This window comes from Cognatishimia sp. F0-27 (genome assembly GCF_020667845.1).
Classification (GTDB): Bacteria; Pseudomonadota; Alphaproteobacteria; order Rhodobacterales; family Rhodobacteraceae; genus JAFMPQ01.
Window position 1 is genome coordinate 27,986 of the sequence record NZ_JAFMPQ010000001.1, and the last position, 15,108, is coordinate 43,093.

The 15,108-nt window shown below is 64.8% G+C and carries 13 protein-coding genes; 7 read left to right on the forward strand and 6 right to left on the reverse strand.

Going from position 1 to position 15,108, the window contains the following annotated elements; all coding sequences use genetic code 11:
* Nucleotides 1–130 precede the first annotated feature (130 nt).
* Both J1C49_RS00155 and J1C49_RS00160 read right to left on the reverse strand, forming a co-directional pair.
* Entirely contained in the window at nucleotides 131–499 is a 369-nt protein-coding gene (locus tag J1C49_RS00155; protein WP_227443715.1) for a histidine triad nucleotide-binding protein, read from the reverse strand.
* Nucleotides 500–508: 9 nt separating this feature from the next.
* Nucleotides 509–2,086, reverse strand: a complete 1,578-nt coding sequence (locus tag J1C49_RS00160; RefSeq protein ID WP_227443716.1) for a DUF5928 domain-containing protein — start codon at nucleotides 2,084–2,086, stop codon at nucleotides 509–511.
* Nucleotides 2,087–2,231: 145 nt separating this feature from the next.
* Between J1C49_RS00160 and J1C49_RS00165 the strand changes: the two genes are divergently transcribed.
* Complete coding sequence (locus J1C49_RS00165; protein WP_227443717.1) at nucleotides 2,232–3,050, forward strand: sulfotransferase family protein; 819 nt, start codon at nucleotides 2,232–2,234, stop codon at nucleotides 3,048–3,050.
* 66 nt (nucleotides 3,051–3,116) lie between these two features.
* Here J1C49_RS00165 and J1C49_RS00170 read toward each other — a convergent pair whose 3' ends face one another.
* Nucleotides 3,117–3,713: a DUF1285 domain-containing protein gene (locus J1C49_RS00170; RefSeq protein WP_227443718.1), complete on the reverse strand. Its 597-nt coding sequence runs from the start codon at nucleotides 3,711–3,713 to the stop codon at nucleotides 3,117–3,119.
* A 69-nt stretch (nucleotides 3,714–3,782) separates the two neighbouring features.
* On the opposite strand from J1C49_RS00170, the gene J1C49_RS00175 reads away from it, so the two are divergent.
* The 4 genes from J1C49_RS00175 (at nucleotide 3,783) to J1C49_RS00190 (ending at nucleotide 10,576) form a co-directional block, all read left to right on the forward strand.
* Nucleotides 3,783–4,790: a MoxR family ATPase gene (locus J1C49_RS00175; protein ID WP_227443719.1), complete on the forward strand. Its 1,008-nt coding sequence runs from the start codon at nucleotides 3,783–3,785 to the stop codon at nucleotides 4,788–4,790.
* Nucleotides 4,787–5,665 carry a DUF58 domain-containing protein gene (locus tag J1C49_RS00180; RefSeq protein WP_227443720.1) on the forward strand — a complete coding sequence of 293 codons (879 nt, stop codon included), beginning with the start codon at nucleotides 4,787–4,789 and terminating at the stop codon, nucleotides 5,663–5,665. Before J1C49_RS00175 ends, J1C49_RS00180 begins: the two co-directional genes overlap by 4 nt.
* Nucleotides 5,662–8,442: a DUF4159 domain-containing protein gene (locus J1C49_RS00185; protein ID WP_227443721.1), complete on the forward strand. Its 2,781-nt coding sequence runs from the start codon at nucleotides 5,662–5,664 to the stop codon at nucleotides 8,440–8,442. The genes J1C49_RS00180 and J1C49_RS00185 overlap by 4 nt, the downstream gene beginning before the upstream one ends.
* 94 nt (nucleotides 8,443–8,536) lie before the next feature.
* Nucleotides 8,537–10,576, forward strand: a complete 2,040-nt coding sequence (locus J1C49_RS00190; RefSeq protein ID WP_227443722.1) for a hypothetical protein — start codon at nucleotides 8,537–8,539, stop codon at nucleotides 10,574–10,576.
* Between the two features lie 167 nt (nucleotides 10,577–10,743).
* Here the strand turns inward: J1C49_RS00190 and J1C49_RS00195 are convergent, their stop codons facing one another.
* Genes J1C49_RS00195 through J1C49_RS00205 form a run of 3 tightly spaced genes read right to left on the reverse strand, consistent with a single transcriptional unit; the run spans nucleotide 10,744 to nucleotide 12,300 of the window.
* Entirely contained in the window at nucleotides 10,744–11,127 is a 384-nt protein-coding gene (locus tag J1C49_RS00195; RefSeq protein ID WP_227443724.1) for a hypothetical protein, read from the reverse strand.
* A 36-nt stretch (nucleotides 11,128–11,163) separates the two neighbouring features.
* Nucleotides 11,164–11,883 carry a DUF599 domain-containing protein gene (locus tag J1C49_RS00200; protein WP_227443725.1) on the reverse strand — a complete coding sequence of 240 codons (720 nt, stop codon included), beginning with the start codon at nucleotides 11,881–11,883 and terminating at the stop codon, nucleotides 11,164–11,166.
* 6 nt (nucleotides 11,884–11,889) lie between these two features.
* Nucleotides 11,890–12,300 carry a CopD family protein gene (locus J1C49_RS00205; protein ID WP_227443726.1) on the reverse strand — a complete coding sequence of 137 codons (411 nt, stop codon included), beginning with the start codon at nucleotides 12,298–12,300 and terminating at the stop codon, nucleotides 11,890–11,892.
* Between the two features lie 119 nt (nucleotides 12,301–12,419).
* Between J1C49_RS00205 and J1C49_RS00210 the strand changes: the two genes are divergently transcribed.
* Both J1C49_RS00210 and J1C49_RS00215 read left to right on the forward strand, forming a co-directional pair.
* Nucleotides 12,420–13,868: an FAD-linked oxidase C-terminal domain-containing protein gene (locus tag J1C49_RS00210; RefSeq protein ID WP_227443727.1), complete on the forward strand. Its 1,449-nt coding sequence runs from the start codon at nucleotides 12,420–12,422 to the stop codon at nucleotides 13,866–13,868.
* 65 nt (nucleotides 13,869–13,933) lie between these two features.
* Nucleotides 13,934–15,058, forward strand: coding sequence for an FAD-binding protein (locus tag J1C49_RS00215; RefSeq protein WP_227443728.1), 1,125 nt, complete (start codon nucleotides 13,934–13,936; stop codon nucleotides 15,056–15,058).
* Nucleotides 15,059–15,108: the final 50 nt, after the last annotated feature.

The window sequence follows — 15,108 nt, forward strand, 5'->3', positions numbered from 1 at the left end:
TGCGCATCCTGCCGCCAAAACGCGCGCCGGGCCGAACGACCCGGCTTCTTTGGGCACGAAGTATCCCGGGGGGAGCGGCTTGCCGCGGGGGGCAGCGCCCCCCAACCCTCGGGTCCGCCCGGGTTCCGTCTCACCCCTTTTCGAGCATCCGGCCGAGGCGCCGTCCCGCCAGAACATGGACGTGCAGATGCGGCACTTCCTGAACCCCGTTCTGACCTGCGTTTGAAATCAACCGCCAGCCATCTTCGGCAACCCCTTCGCGGCGGCAAACCTCGCCCACCGCGCGGACATAATCGACGATCTCTGCGTCGGACGCGCTCTGGGCGAAGTGGTCGAAGGTCACGTAGGGGCCCTTCGGGATCACCAGCACATGCTGCGGCGCCTGCGGGTAAAGGTCGCGAAACGCAAGGGAATGCTCGGTTTCGAGCACGGTGGTGTTGGGGATCTCGCCGCGCAGGATCTTGGCAAAGATATTCTGGTCGTCATAGGTGTAAGACATCGGGTTTCCTCAATCGACAAACAGATGCTCCAGCGCAGCGGAGTCCGCCACGGCGCCCGGCGCAATGCCGAGGAATGTGGCAAGCGCCCGTGCCTGAGCGTCTTGCCCATCGGTTTCGCGCAATCTGCACAGCCCGTCAAACCCTGCCATCCGGATCTGTTCGCTCTCAAAGGCCAGATCGCGGCGCAGCGCGGGCAGGAGCTCGGCTGTTGCGGCGGGGGCCGTCTGCGGCCCCACGAGGCCGACGCGGCTGGCATGGCCCAGAATATCCTCATCGGAAAAGACGCAATCCACCTCGAGCACGTGCAGCGCCGCCCGGTCACCGGCGAAATCCTGCAACAATGCCAGCCCGCTCGGATCGAGACAGATCACGAGCGAATCCCGCCCACCGTGATCGTAGAGCATCCGAAGCAAGGCCCGCCTGTGGCGGTGCCGCTTTTCGAGGCGGTTCTCGATCCCGCCCAGATCCGGCAGGGGGCTGGAAAGCTCGTCAAAGATATACCCGTAAGCGGGAACCCCGGTCGCCTGCCCGATGCGTTCGGCCAGGCGCTTGCCCACATGCCATTTCTTGCACAGGAGAATCATTAGCCGGCGATCCGGACCAAGGCTGCTTTCGCGCTCCCAGAACCGCGCGGCAAAGCGCCGCCCGCGCCGTCCCCGGTCCGTCAGGAACCCGTACAAGGCGCGCCCGTGGCCGGACACCGGAAAAGCAACGTCCCGTTTCGGATAGAGCGCTTCGAGCCGGGCCTTGAGCTGATGCGCCTGAGGGCTGATCTTGCGCGCAAACAGCGCGTCCTGTGCGAGCAAGAAATCGTGGTGATCATTGTAGAAAGTCACCGGCATCCCGTAGTCCGAGAACATCAGGAACGTCAGCGTGCGGCTTTCGATCTCGTCGTCGGGCACCAGATGCCGGGTCAGGGTCTGAAAGAAGGTTTCGTCCGGGATCCATGTGGTCCGGAAGAAGCGCACGATGTCACGCCGCGCCCTGATAAAGGCGAGGATCCGTTCGAGGGTGGCGCGACGCAGGCACCACCATTGCGAGCCGATCATCATGTCCAGATCCCGCGGGACCGCGCGGCGCAGCCCAAGCGCCTTTTGCACGTGGAACAGGGCATAGAACAGCCGTTTGCGTGTGCGCTCGTTGACCAGGTGACGATAGATCAACCGCTCTTCGCGCCAGCCGGTCTTGATCCAGTCGGAAGCAAAGAAATCGAAGCTCTCGATATAGTCACAGGCGCGCGCATCAAGCAGACGGTGAGCATGCTGGGCCGTCTTGATTGCCATGCAATCGCCCGACAGCATGTAGAGATGCGTGGCCTGCGGGAAGGCGTGCAAGGCGGCCTCGACTGTCAGGAGGGTTGCGCGCACAAGGCTCCATTCCCCCCAGCCGCACTTCACCCGCCGTCGCGCAAAAGTCACGCCCGGCATGCCGGAAAGCGCCGCGCGCAGGCGGGCAAAGTCGGCTTTTGGCGCCCGGGCGTCGTAATGGATCGCAACGCAATCCCCCGCCGCGGCCAGCCCGCTGACCTGACGGATCACCGCTTCCGGGTCCTTGTGACACAACAGAATGAAGGCGATCCTCGCCATCAGATCCGGTACGCTCCCTCGTTCGGTCAGAGGGTTATAGGGCCTTCATGATGAACGAAGACTGAAGAAACCCGGCCACGTTTGCCAAATCGAAAGAGTTCCCCGCGCAGATAGGGGCACGACACACCCACAGCGGAGGAGTGACATGGGGTTTCCCGGCGTCTGGATGACACAGAGCGGCACGATGGCCTATCGCGTCGTGCCGAAATGCGCCTGCTCCACGATCGGACAAATCCTCTACCATGCCGATCACGGCGCGTTCTTTGACGGGGATATTCACGATGCGCGCGACGGCCTGCACAAATGGGCGTTTGAACACAGCCGCCCGGCGATCAAGGACAGTGTAGCCACCGGCACCGCTTATGCCTTCACTTGCGTGCGCAACCCTTATGCGCGGATCCTGTCCTCCTTTTTCGACAAGATCTGCGGCATTCAGCGCAACGGCAGCCGCTACCGTGGCAACCTCGTTCCGGTATTGATGCAGAATTACGGTGTCGATGTGGGGGGAGAGGATGGCAAGGCGCCGTTCGACCAGATCGAAAGCTTCAGGCGCTTCTTGCTTTTTGCCCGCGACACGATTCGCTGGCGCAAGCCGATGGAGCCGGACATTCACTGGTCTTCCGTCTCGGGCCATGTATCGACCTTCATCGCCAATGGCGGGCGCTACAACAAGATCTTCTGGGTGGAGGATTTCGCCAACGGGATGGGCGAGGTTCTGGCCGCTGCCGGGCCGCGCCACCCGGTCGCGCTGTCCGAGATCCCGCGCTTCAACGAATCACAGGGGCACGGGCCGAAACGCGCATTTCCCGTATCCGCCTATTTCGACGACCTCTCCATGCATCTCATGAAGGAGATCTACTGGCAGGATTTCGCGCTTTTCCGCTATGACTTCGACAACCCCGATAATGCCGCTCCGACGGGACCGCTCGATCTCGACGAGATCCATGCCAAGCTCCGCGATTGAGTGACGCAAGGATTGGCCCGGCCCCGGCGCCCCTCCCACGCGCCATGGTCGGGCGGGCCGGAGCACTCAGCCGCCGTCGAGCTCGGCAGAGGGAATGACCGGGAAGAACGCTCCGCCCGACCAGAGCCCGAACCACTGCGCGCCTTCATGATCGGCATGCACGCAAAGCTCCACCAGCCTGTAAAAGCTCTTCCGGTCGATCAGCGCTTCGAGATCGGCGCGAATATGAACATAGGGCGACGGCTCGCCGGTTTCGGCATCCCGCACCACGCGGATCGGATGATCCGGCCCCGCCTCCGCAAGATCGCCGACATTGGTTTCAAATTGCAGCACCTGTTCCCGCCCCGTGCCGGTGGCCTCGAAATCCACCGCGACAAAGGGCGCGTCATCGACGATGATCCCGACCTTTTCGACTGGCGTAACAAGCCGGTAGCCCTCGGGGTCCTTGCGCAGGATGGTCGAGAACAGACGCACCAGTTCGGGCCGCCCAATCGGTGTGCCTTGATAGAACCACGTCCCGTCGCGCGCGATGCGCATGTCGAGATCGCCGCAAAACGGCGGGTTCCACAGATGCACCGGCGGCAAGCCCTTGCCGGTTTTTGCGGCGCGCACAGAGGCGGCAATGCCCTCCGCGGAGGGTGTCACGATATTTTGTCCACTCATAACTTTTGCCATTTCCCCCACCAGAGATACACTCTTACCAACGATATAGGTTTTTGCAGGAGAGAAAACATGGCCGAAGCCGAGGATCTGGTCGCCGAGATCGAAGCTCTGGAAGACACCCTGGCCGAGGCCAAGCGCTCCATCACCGCCCGTTTCATCGGACAGGAACGGGTGGTCGACCTGACGCTGGCGGCGCTGCTGTGCGGCGGGCATGCGTTGCTCATCGGCCTGCCCGGGCTTGGCAAGACACGGCTGGTGGAGACGCTGTCGACCGTGATGGGGCTCAAGGGAAACCGGGTGCAGTTCACTCCGGACCTGATGCCTGGCGACATTCTCGGCTCCGAAGTGCTGGAAACCGGCGCGGATGGTGCGCGTGCCTTCAAATTCATCGAAGGGCCAATCTTCTGTCAGCTTCTGATGGCCGACGAGATCAACCGTGCGAGCCCGCGCACGCAATCCGCGCTGCTTCAGGCGATGCAGGAAAAGGTGGTCACCGTCGCCGGTCAGACACGGCAGCTCGAAGCTCCGTTTCATGTTTTGGCAACGCAGAACCCGATCGAGCAGGAGGGCACCTACCCGCTGCCCGAAGCCCAGCTTGACCGCTTCCTTGTCCAGATCGACGTGCCCTACCCGACCCGCGAGACCGAGCGGGACATCCTCCTCGCCACGACCGGCGTCGAAGAGAGCGAAGCCCACGAGGTGTTCACCGGCGAGAGCCTGATTAAGGCGCAGACGCTGCTGCGCCGGATGCCGGTGGGAGACGCGGTGGTCGAGATGATCCTCGATCTGGTGCGCGCCTTCCGGCCCGATGACCCGTCGGCCTCGGAGCGTGTGCGCGATCTCGTGGCCTGGGGGCCCGGCCCGCGTGCGGCACAGGCGCTGATGTTGACCGTGCGCGCGCGCGCCTTGCTTCAGGGGCGGCTGGCGCCGTCGCCGGAGGACGTGCTCGACATGGCGCGGCCCGTGCTGGTGCACCGGATGGCGCTGACCTTCTCCGCACGCGCGCGTGGCGAAGATCTCGGCATGTTGATCGACGATGTGGCCGCCGCGATGGCCCGCACAGAGGCCGCCGCTTGACCGCCTCGGTCACCCAGCTTCGGCAGCATGCCCAGGAAGAGGCGTCGCGCTTTCCCGCGCTTCTTGCGCGCGCAGAGCAGCTGGCAGGCACCGTTCTGCTTGGCGAGCACGGTCGTCGGCGGGCCGGTCTCGGTGACGATTTCTGGCAATACCGCCCGATGCGCGCCGGTGACAGCTATCGCCAGATCGACTGGCGCCGCTCGGCGCGTGGCGACGAACAATTCGTGCGCGAACGCGAGTGGCAGATCGCCCAATCGGTTCAGATCTGGGTCGATCCCGGCGCGAGCATGCGGTTTTCCTCGGACAAGGCCCTGCCCACCAAAGCGGACCGTGCCCGGCTGATGGCGCTGGCCACGGCCGTTCTGTTGATCCGGGGCGGCGAGCGGGTGGGCCTGACCGGGTGGATGCTGCCGCCGCGTCGCGGCGAAGCGCAGGTGTTGCGGCTCGCCGAAATCCTGTCCGGCGATAGCGAAGCCGACTACGCCGAACCCGAGGCCCGCGGCATGATCCCGCACGCGCGGGCGCTTTTCGTGAGCGATTTTCTCGGCGATCTCGACGCGGTGGAAGCCGCGCTTACCAAGGCCGCGGACCGGGGCGTCCGGGGTGTTCTGGCGCAGGTGCTCGATCCGTCCGAAGAGCACTTCCCGTTCGAAGGGCGCACCATCTTCGAAAGCGTCGGCGCCTCGGTGGCGCATGAAACGCTGAAGGCGGGCGACCTGCGGGCGCGCTATCTCGACAGGTTGGCCGAGCGCAAGGCGCGCCTTGAGGCGCTTTGCCGGCTGACCGGCTGGCATTATCAGTGCCATCATACCGATCAAAGCGTCCAGGCCGCGTTGTTGTGGATCTACCGGGCGATGGATGGAGGGCACGGATGACCTTGTTTGGTATTCTCGGGTTTACGACGCCATGGCTCCTCCTGGGGTTGCTCGCATTGCCGATCCTGTGGGTCATCCTGCGCGCTGTGCCACCGGCGCCAATCCGGCGCATGTTCCCCGGTGTTGTGCTGCTGCTCGGGCTCAAGGACGACGAACAGGTCAGCGACCGCACACCCTGGTGGTTGCTGTTGCTGCGCATGATCGCGGTGGCGGCGGTGATCATTGGCCTCTCGGGGCCGGTGCTCAACCCCGAGCCCAATCGCGAGGCGGCCGGCAGCGGCCCGCTTCTGGTGGTGATGGATGCAAGCTGGGCATCGGCGGGCGACTGGCGCGCACGGATGGATGCGCTGGACGGGCTTCTGGCGCGCGCCGGGCGGGAGGGCCGACCTGTGGCGATCTTGCGGCTCACCGCGCCCGAGCCGGTGCGGTTCCTTGCGGCTGATGTGCTCAGAACCCGCATTGCGGGGCTGGAACCGACGCCGTGGCAACCGGATCCGGACAGTGTCGCACAGATCACGACGATGCTGCCCGAGGGCGATTTCGACAGCTACTGGATGTCGGATGGTCTGGCGCGCGATGGGCGCGAAGCCATGTTAGCCGCGCTGGAAAACCGTGGCACGGTCACCGTGTTTGAAAGCCCGCGCAGCGTCTATGCCCTGGAACCCGCCCGGTTTGAGGACGGCACCCTGATCCTCGCGATGCAGCGCCTGCGCCCCGGTCCGGAAAGCGCTGTGACGCTGCTTGGCCATGGTCTCGACCCGGCCGGCAACCCCGCGGTTCTGCTGCGCGCACCGATCAGCTTCGAGGCCGGCGCCCTGCGGGCGCAAAGCGACCTCTCGGTGCCCGCCGAACTCCGCGCGCGGATCACCCGCTTCGAGGTGGAAGGCACCCGGAGCGCCGGGGCCGTGACGATGCCCGATGACAGCCTGCGCCGCAGGGAGATCGCGCTGCTTGCCGGCCGCGAGGACCGAGAAGGCCTCGAGCTGTTGTCTCCGCTGCATTACCTCAACAAGGCGCTGGTGCCGACAGCGGACCTGCTTGATGGCGCGCTGCTCGACATCCTGCCGGCCAATCCGGACGTGATCATCATGGCCGATGTGGTGCGGGTTTCCGCCGCGGAGGAGGACGCGCTTGTCGACTGGATCGAACAAGGTGGATTGCTGCTGCGCTTTGCCGGACCGCGGCTGGCCGCGTCGGATATTGCCCGCGACCGGGAAGACCCTTTGCTTCCGGTGCGCCTGCGCGCCGGTGGCCGCAGCGTCGGCGGTGCGATGAGCTGGGGTGAACCCAAGACGCTTGCGCCGTTCGACGAGGAAAGCCCTTTCTTCGGTCTCGACATCTCGGATGTCGCGGTGTCCAGTCAGGTGATGGCGCAGCCCGACCCGAGCCTCGCCGCACGCGTCATCGCCCAGCTGACCGACGGCACGCCTCTGGTGACCCGCAAGCCCGTGGGTCAGGGACAGGTGGTGCTGTTCCACGTTACCGCCAATGCGGAGTGGTCGACCCTGCCCTTGTCGGGCCTCTTCGTTCAGATGCTGGAACGGCTGGCGGTGTCCGCCACGACCACGACGCCGGACGCGGCAGAGCTCGAAGGCACAACCTGGCAGCCGGTGCGCGTGCTTGATGGCTTCGGCGCTCCGCGCGATGCGGGCACCCTGCCGGGCGTTGCCGGGGACGCTCTGGTGAGCGCCGCCCTCGGCCCTGACCTGCGCCCCGGTCTCTACACAAGCGATGACCGCGCGCTGGCACGCAATGTCATCACTGCCGATACGGCTCTCGAACCGGTGGTCTGGCCCGACCGCATCCCTGTCGAGGGTTTGTCCCGTCCGCAGGAAACGCCGCTCGCGGGCTGGCTGCTGGCGCTGGCAATCCTTGCGCTGCTGGCCGATGTGATCGCGTCGCTGGCGCTCTCGGGCCGGTTGCGGAGCACCCGCGCCACGGGCACGGCGGTTGCCGTGGTCATGGGCGTGCTGCTGAGTGCACCAGAGGCGATGGCGCAACAGGACAGCGCCGCGGCCGACGAAGCGCTGGCGCTCGCTGCAACGGCAGAGGTTGTTCTGGCCCATGTGCTCACCGGGGACGACGCGCTTGACCGCATCGCAGCCGCAGGTCTGAAAGGCCTGTCCCAAACGCTGTTTTTCCGAACGTCGGTGGAGCCGGCAGATCCGGTGGGTGTCGATCTGGAGCGAGACGAGCTGTCCTTCTTCCCGATGCTCTACTGGCCAATCACGCCCGAGCAGCCGACCCCCTCGGCGGAGGCTTACGCCAAGCTCAACACCTATCTGCGCTCCGGCGGCATGATCCTGTTTGACACGCGCGACGCCGATATTGCCGGGTTTGGCAGCAATACTCCGAACGGCCGAAAGCTTCAGGCGCTGGCGCGTCCGCTCGACATTCCGCCGCTCGAACCCGTGCCACAGGACCATGTTTTGACCCGCACCTTCTATCTGTTGCAGGATTTCCCCGGTCGCTATGCCGGGCGCGATGTCTGGGTCGAGGCCGCGCCGCCGGATGCCGAGCTTATCGAGGGCATGCCGTTTCGCAACCTGAACGACAATGTCACGCCCATCGTGATCGGTGGCAATGACTGGGCCTCGGCCTGGGCCATGGACCAGCGTGGCAATCCGCTGGTGCCAATCGGCAGCGGCTATTCCGGGGAGCGGCAGCGCGAGATCGCCTATCGCTTTGGCGTCAATCTCGTCATGCACGTGCTGACGGGCAACTATAAATCAGACCAGGTCCATGTTCCCGCCCTTCTGGACAGGCTTGGCCAGTGAGACACGCCCCCAACCGAACCGCGCCGGGCAAAGCCCCACGCGGGTCTGCCGCACCCATTGAGGTCCGGCGCACCGTGAAGACAGGACATACCCCATGAGCGGCCAAATCGTCTTTGATCCCTTGCTCCCCTGGTGGCTGATCGCCGCGTTCGGCGCCATCGCCCTCGCCGGGGTGGTGCTGGCGCTCTGGCGCGGGCTGTCTGGTTGGGCTTTGCGTGGTCTGGCCGCCGTGGTCTTGGTCGGAGCGCTCGCGCAGCCTTCCTATCAGATCGAGGACCGCACCCCTCTGAGCGACATTGTCCTCATGGTGGTGGACGAAAGCGCCTCTCAAACGCTGGCAGATCGCGCCGGTGTGACGGCGGATGCCGCGGATATGCTCGAAGCCGACATCCTGTCGCGACCGAACACCGAATTGCGCCGCATCCCGGTGGGCGACGGCGAGGGCGATGCCGGCACGCAGCTGATGACCGCGCTGTCGCAGGTCATGGCGGAGGAGCCGCGCGGCCGCATTGCCGGGATCGTGCTACTCTCGGACGGGCGGTTGCACGATCTGGAGCGCGCCCCGGATTTGCCGGCCCCTCTGCATCTCCTGCTCACTGGACGGGAGACGGATTGGGACAGGCGACTGATTGTCAAGAACGCGCCGGCCTTTGCCATTCTGGGCGAAGAGGTCGAGCTGACACTTCGGATCGAAGATGACGGCGCTGCCCCGGCGGTGAATGTGACTGATATCCTCATCTCCGTGGATGGCGAGGCACCGCAGCAATTCTCCGTCCCCGTCGGCGAAGACCTGTCCTTGCCCATTACGCTGCCACATGGCGGGTTGAACGTGATCGAATTCACCGTCCCCACCGCAGAGGGCGAGTTGACGGATCGCAACAACACGGCCCTTGTGCAGATCAACGGGGTGCGTGACCGTTTGCGCGTCTTGCTGGTGTCCGGCGAACCACATGCCGGCGGGCGCACATGGCGCAACCTGCTGAAATCGGACAGCTCCGTCGATCTGGTGCATTTCACCATCCTGCGTCCTCCCGAAAAGCAGGACGGCGTGCCGGTCACAGAGCTTTCGCTGATCGCCTTCCCGACACGGGAGCTGTTCCTCGAAAAGATCGACGATTTCGACCTGATCATCTTTGACCGCTACAAGCGTCGCGGGATCCTTCCGCCGATCTATCTCGACAATGTGCGCAACTATGTGGAGCAAGGCGGCGCGGTGCTTGTTGCCGCCGGTCCGGATTTTGCCTCCGCAGATTCGATCTACCGTTCTCCGCTGAGCCAGATCATGCCCGCCGAACCCACGGCCCGCGTGGTAGAGGAACCGTTCCGCCCGGCGGTGACCGAACTCGGTCAGCGCCATCCGGTGACGGCCGATCTCGGCGGTCCGGAAAGCTGGGGCCGGTGGATGCGCCAGATCGAGGTGGAGCCGGAAAGCGGCGATGTGGTCATGTCCGGTGTGGATGACCGGCCGCTCTTGGTGCTGGACCGGGTTGGTGAAGGGCGCGTTGCGCTCCTTGCGTCGGATCACGCCTGGCTCTGGAACCGCGGCTTCGAGGGCGGCGGCCCGCAACTCGAATTGCTGCGCCGTCTGGCACATTGGATGATGAAGGAGCCCGAACTTGAGGAAGAAGCGCTCTGGGCCGAACCGACGGGCCAGCGGATGCGTATCATTCGCCGTTCCCTGACGGATGACGTCGGCAGCGTGACCATCACCCGCCCGGATGGGGAGACCGAAACCGTCACCCTCGAAGAAGTGAGCCCCGGACGATTCGAGGCCCTCTATGATGGCCCGCAGATCGGGCTTTACCGGCTCGAAGAAGGAGACCAGTCCACAGTTGTCGGGCTTGGGCCTGCAGCCCCGCGCGAATTCGAGGAAACCATCGCCTCGGGCGAGCGGCTTGAGCCAGTGGTGGCCAGCATGCGCGGCGGCATCCTGCGGCTGGAAGAGGGTGTGCCGGGCGTGCGCGACGTGCGCGAAGGCCGCCCCGCGGCAGGGCGAGGCTGGATCGGGATCACCCCGCGCGACGCCTACGAAACGCTGGACGTGACCCAGACGCCGCTCCTGCCGGCCTGGCTCGTGCTGCTGCTCGCGTCCGGGCTGATTGTCGGGGCATGGCTGCGCGAAGGCCGCAGCTGACCCGCACGCCGCTGCGGCTTCCGGTCACGGCTCGGATCGAAGACGCGGCGCCGGGCCTCGGTCTCGGCGCCACACCCCGACGCAATGAACCAGATTGCGGGATGGCGGGTGGGGTGTCGCCGCAGGCGCACGTCACCCCGGCATCCTTTCGCCGTTCAAACCGGCGGTCAGGGTAGGATCGGCACCGCCACGGTATCGGTTGACCAGCCATCCACGGAGCACTTGGCCCGGATATGCACCGTCTTGGTGCCATCGGGCAGGGCAACGCCCCCGAGAGACCGGGTAAACGGCTGTTCCTCCACATGCGGATGGTACAACACCCGTGTATCCAGCACGGTCCCGTCTTCCAATTCGACGCGCCAGCCATCGGCATAATGGTCCCACCCTGTATCCGGATGGGCGATGGTGACCGAGAAACGCGCTTCACCGCTCGTGACGGAAACATCGACATCCACGATTTCTGGCGGGTCGGCCTGCAGAGGGCGGGCAACGGATAAGGCGCAGGACGCAATCAAAACCATCACTGCGCCTGTATTCAGAGAGTAAACCATAGTCCTATCGTAGCAAGGATTCGCCAGCGCGCCGCGTCACGTTTGCGTGGATTGCCGCCCGTCGCGTTCGCTCAGAAGGACCGCGCGGGTCTGCGATGCGAATTCCCGCCGCAAGATGACGCCAAGGGTGAAAACCGCAGCAGCCAGCAGGGCAGACGCGCCAACGAGCCAGGCCGCCGCCGCGATGCCGAAATAGACCGAACGCAGCCCCCGGTTGAAGCCACGCGCCGCCAGGATGTTCACTTCCGCCGCCTGTCTGGCCCGACGCGGGGCATCGGGATGCTGCGGATCGTTTGGAACGGCCGCCATCATCACCGAAGAATAGCCAAACAACCGGTGCGACCAGACAAATTTCAGAAAGGCATTCACGGAAAACAAAAGTAAAAGCAGCAGCTTGATTTCCCAAACGATCAACGGTTCCCCGGACAATGCAAGGTCATCCGCCACGGTCTGCAAGCGATCCGCGTTGCCAAGCAGCGCAAAACCACCCCCGATGGCGATCATCGACGCAGAGGCAAAGAAGGCGGCGCCCTGTCGCAACTGACCCACGATTTGCGAATCGAAAATACGCGGGTCACGGGTCACCATTTCCTGCATCCAGTCCCGCCGCATGTCGGCCATCAGCACCGATACGGACACCCGCCGCCGTGGTGGATGCTCGACCAGAAGCGTGGCACCGAGCCACGCGCCGATCAACACGGCAAGGGCGGCGTAATCCACCGGGGCCAACAAGGTGAGCGTGTCCAGGGATGTCATGCGCGATCAGAACGGCTTCACGACCACGACCCACAGGATCGCAATCGCACCGAACACGCTGACCTCGTTGAAGATCCTGAGATACTTGTCGCTTTCGGTGAAGACGCCTTTGCGCGCGCGCAGCACGAGGCGCCCGGTCCAGCCGTAATGCGCCGCCAGCGCCAGAACGAGACCCAGCTTCAGAAGGCTCCACTCCGGCCAGCCCCAGAGATGCGCCAGCCAAAGGCCCGTGCCGATGGCAATGACACCCAGCCCGGCGGAAAACCGGTAGAGCCGGATCGTCAGATCGCCGAGCGGACCAAAGCTTGCACGCTGCTCCCATTCCCGCTTCCAGTAAATCAGCGCCCGCGGCACCGCAAAAATCGACGTCATCCAGCCCATGACACAGAGCAAGTGTATGATCTTTATCCAGTCCATGGCCCTGACCTGCCGTGCCGCGACGCGCCTTGCAAGACGGGACCGACATTCTCCGGGATAAGGACTCGCTATTTGTTGAGATTGGTTATATAACCTTACCAATCAAGAGGAGGCCGCCCATGGAAATGCCCGTACCCAATGCCGATATCCTGTCCCGGAAGGATCGGATCGTCGCTCTGCTGCGCTCTGTTTTGCCTGCCGACGCGGTGATCTCCGAAGAGGCGGAAACGCGGGCCTATGAATGCGACGCCTTGACGGCCTACAAATGCCCGCCTCTGGCCGTTGTCCTGCCCGCATCGACGCAGGAAGTCGCCGATGTGCTCAAACTCTGTCATGCCGAGGGTGTGCCGGTCGTGCCGCGGGGATCGGGCACATCTCTGGCGGGTGGTGCCCTACCCACTGCCGACAGCGTGATCCTGGGGGTGGCCCGGATGAACGAGGTGCTGGACACCGACTACGACAACCGCGTGATCCGCGTTCAGACCGGTCGCACCAACCTGTCCGTCACCGGTGCCGTGGAAGAACGGGATTTCTTCTATGCGCCCGACCCGTCATCCCAGCTTGCCTGCGCCATCGCCGGGAACATCGCGATGAATTCGGGCGGGGCGCATTGCCTCAAATACGGTGTGACCACCAATAACCTGATGGGCGTCACGCTTGTTCAGATGGACGGGACAATCGTCGAGATCGGCGGCGCCCATCTCGACGCAGCCGGATATGATCTTCTGGGGTTGATCTGCGGCTCGGAAGGGCAATTGGGCGTGGTCACCGAAGCGACGCTGCGGATCCTGCGCAAGCCTGAAGGCGCGCGGCCCGTGCTTATCGGGTTCAACTCGAACGAGGTTGCCGGCGCCTGTGTGTCCGACATCATCAAGGCCGGTATCCTGCCGGTTGCCATCGAGTTCATGGATGCGCCCTGCATTCGAGCGACAGAGGATTTTGCCAAGGCGGGTTATCCCGATTGCGAGGCCCTGCTGATTGTCGAAGTGGAAGGCAGCCCGGCCGAAATTGACGAGCAGCTTGCCGTCATCACCAGGATTGCCCGCAACCATGACCCGGTGGAGCTGCGCGAAGCCAAGGATGCCGACGAAGCGGCCCGCATCTGGCTTGGCCGCAAGTCTGCTTTCGGGGCGATGGGCTCGATCAACGATTACATGTGTCTCGATGGCACGATCCCGGTGTCGGAATTGCCCTATGTGTTGCGCCGGATTTCCGAGATGTCCAAGGAGTTCGGTCTCGACGTCGCCAATGTGTTCCATGCGGGCGACGGCAATATGCACCCGTTGATCCTGTTCGATGCCAACAAGCCCGGTGACCTTGAAACCTGCGAGGCGCTGGGTGCTGAAATCCTCAAGCTCTGCGTGGAGGTGGGCGGTTGCCTGACCGGGGAGCATGGTGTGGGGATCGAGAAACGGGACCTGATGTATGATCAATACGCGGCCGGCGATCTCGAAATCCAGATGGCTGTGAAGGACGTGTTCGACCCCAAGTGGCTGTTGAACCCGGCCAAGGTCTTTCCGCTGGCGGCGTCACAGGACCGCCGATCCGTGGCGCTTGCGGCAGAGTAGCCCCCCATTGGGGGCGCTGCCCCCGGAGTATTTCGGGACAGAAGAAACACGAAAGAGGGTGCGCCGTGAGCAGACCTGAGACAGAGGCCGCGCTGGCCGAGATGATTGCCGGGGCCAATGCCCCCTTCCACATTCGCGGCGGCGGCACGCGCGGCATCGGCGCACCCGTGGCCGGCGCGCTGCTGGAGACGAGCGCGCTGCGCGGTGTGACGCTTTACGAGCCCGGTGCTCTGACGCTGGTGGTTAAGGCCGGCACTCCGGTGGCCGAGATCGAAGAAACGCTGGCCGCCGAAGGCCAGAGACTGGCCTTCGAACCGATGGATCACCGCGGGTTGCTCGGAACGGAAGGCACGCCGACGATTGGCGGCGTTGTGGCCGCCAATGCCTCCGGACCGCGCCGGATCCAGGCGGGAGCCTGTCGCGACTTCATGCTCGGTGTGCGTTTCGTGGACGGCATGGGGCAGATCCTCAAGAATGGCGGTCGGGTGATGAAGAACGTCACGGGGTATGACCTCGTGAAGCTGATGACCGGAAGCTGGGGCACGCTTGGCGTCTTGACCGAGGTCAGCCTCAAGGTCCTGCCAAAGCCCGAGACCATGGCGACGCTGCGCCTGCGCGGTCTTGCAACCGGCGACGCGGTGACCGCGATGGCGCGCGCGCTTGGCTCGCCCTACGAGATCACCGGCGCGGCGCACCTCCCGAGCGCACCGGAGGGCGCCGAAACGCTGCTTCGGATCGAAGGGTTCGAGCAATCGGTCACCTATCGTGCCGACGCGCTGCGCGGCCTGTTTGCCGGTATGGAGGTCGAGGTCGACCGTGATCCGGACACCGTGGCGCAGACCTGGGCGGAGATCCGCGACGTGGCGCCGATGCAGGGCGCGACGGGTGATGTCTGGCGGATCTCGTGCAAGCCGTCCGATGCCCCGGCGCTGACGCACGCGATGGGGGCCTCTGATCTCGTGATGGATTGGGGCGGCGGCCTTGTCTGGGCTCTGGTCGAGGAAGGCACCGACTTGCGCAGCCGTCTTGGGACGTTCGATGGGCACGCGACACTTGTGCGGGGCAGCGAGGCCCTGCGCCGCAGCTTGCCGGTATTTCAGCCCGAGCCCGCGCCGCTTGCGACCCTGTCGGCCGGGCTGCGCGCCCGTTTCGACCCACGCGGATTTCTCAATCCCGGATTGCTGGCCTGAGCCGAGGCGTGCACATCCACCCGGCCTTTCCCGATCACCCCCCGCGCCGT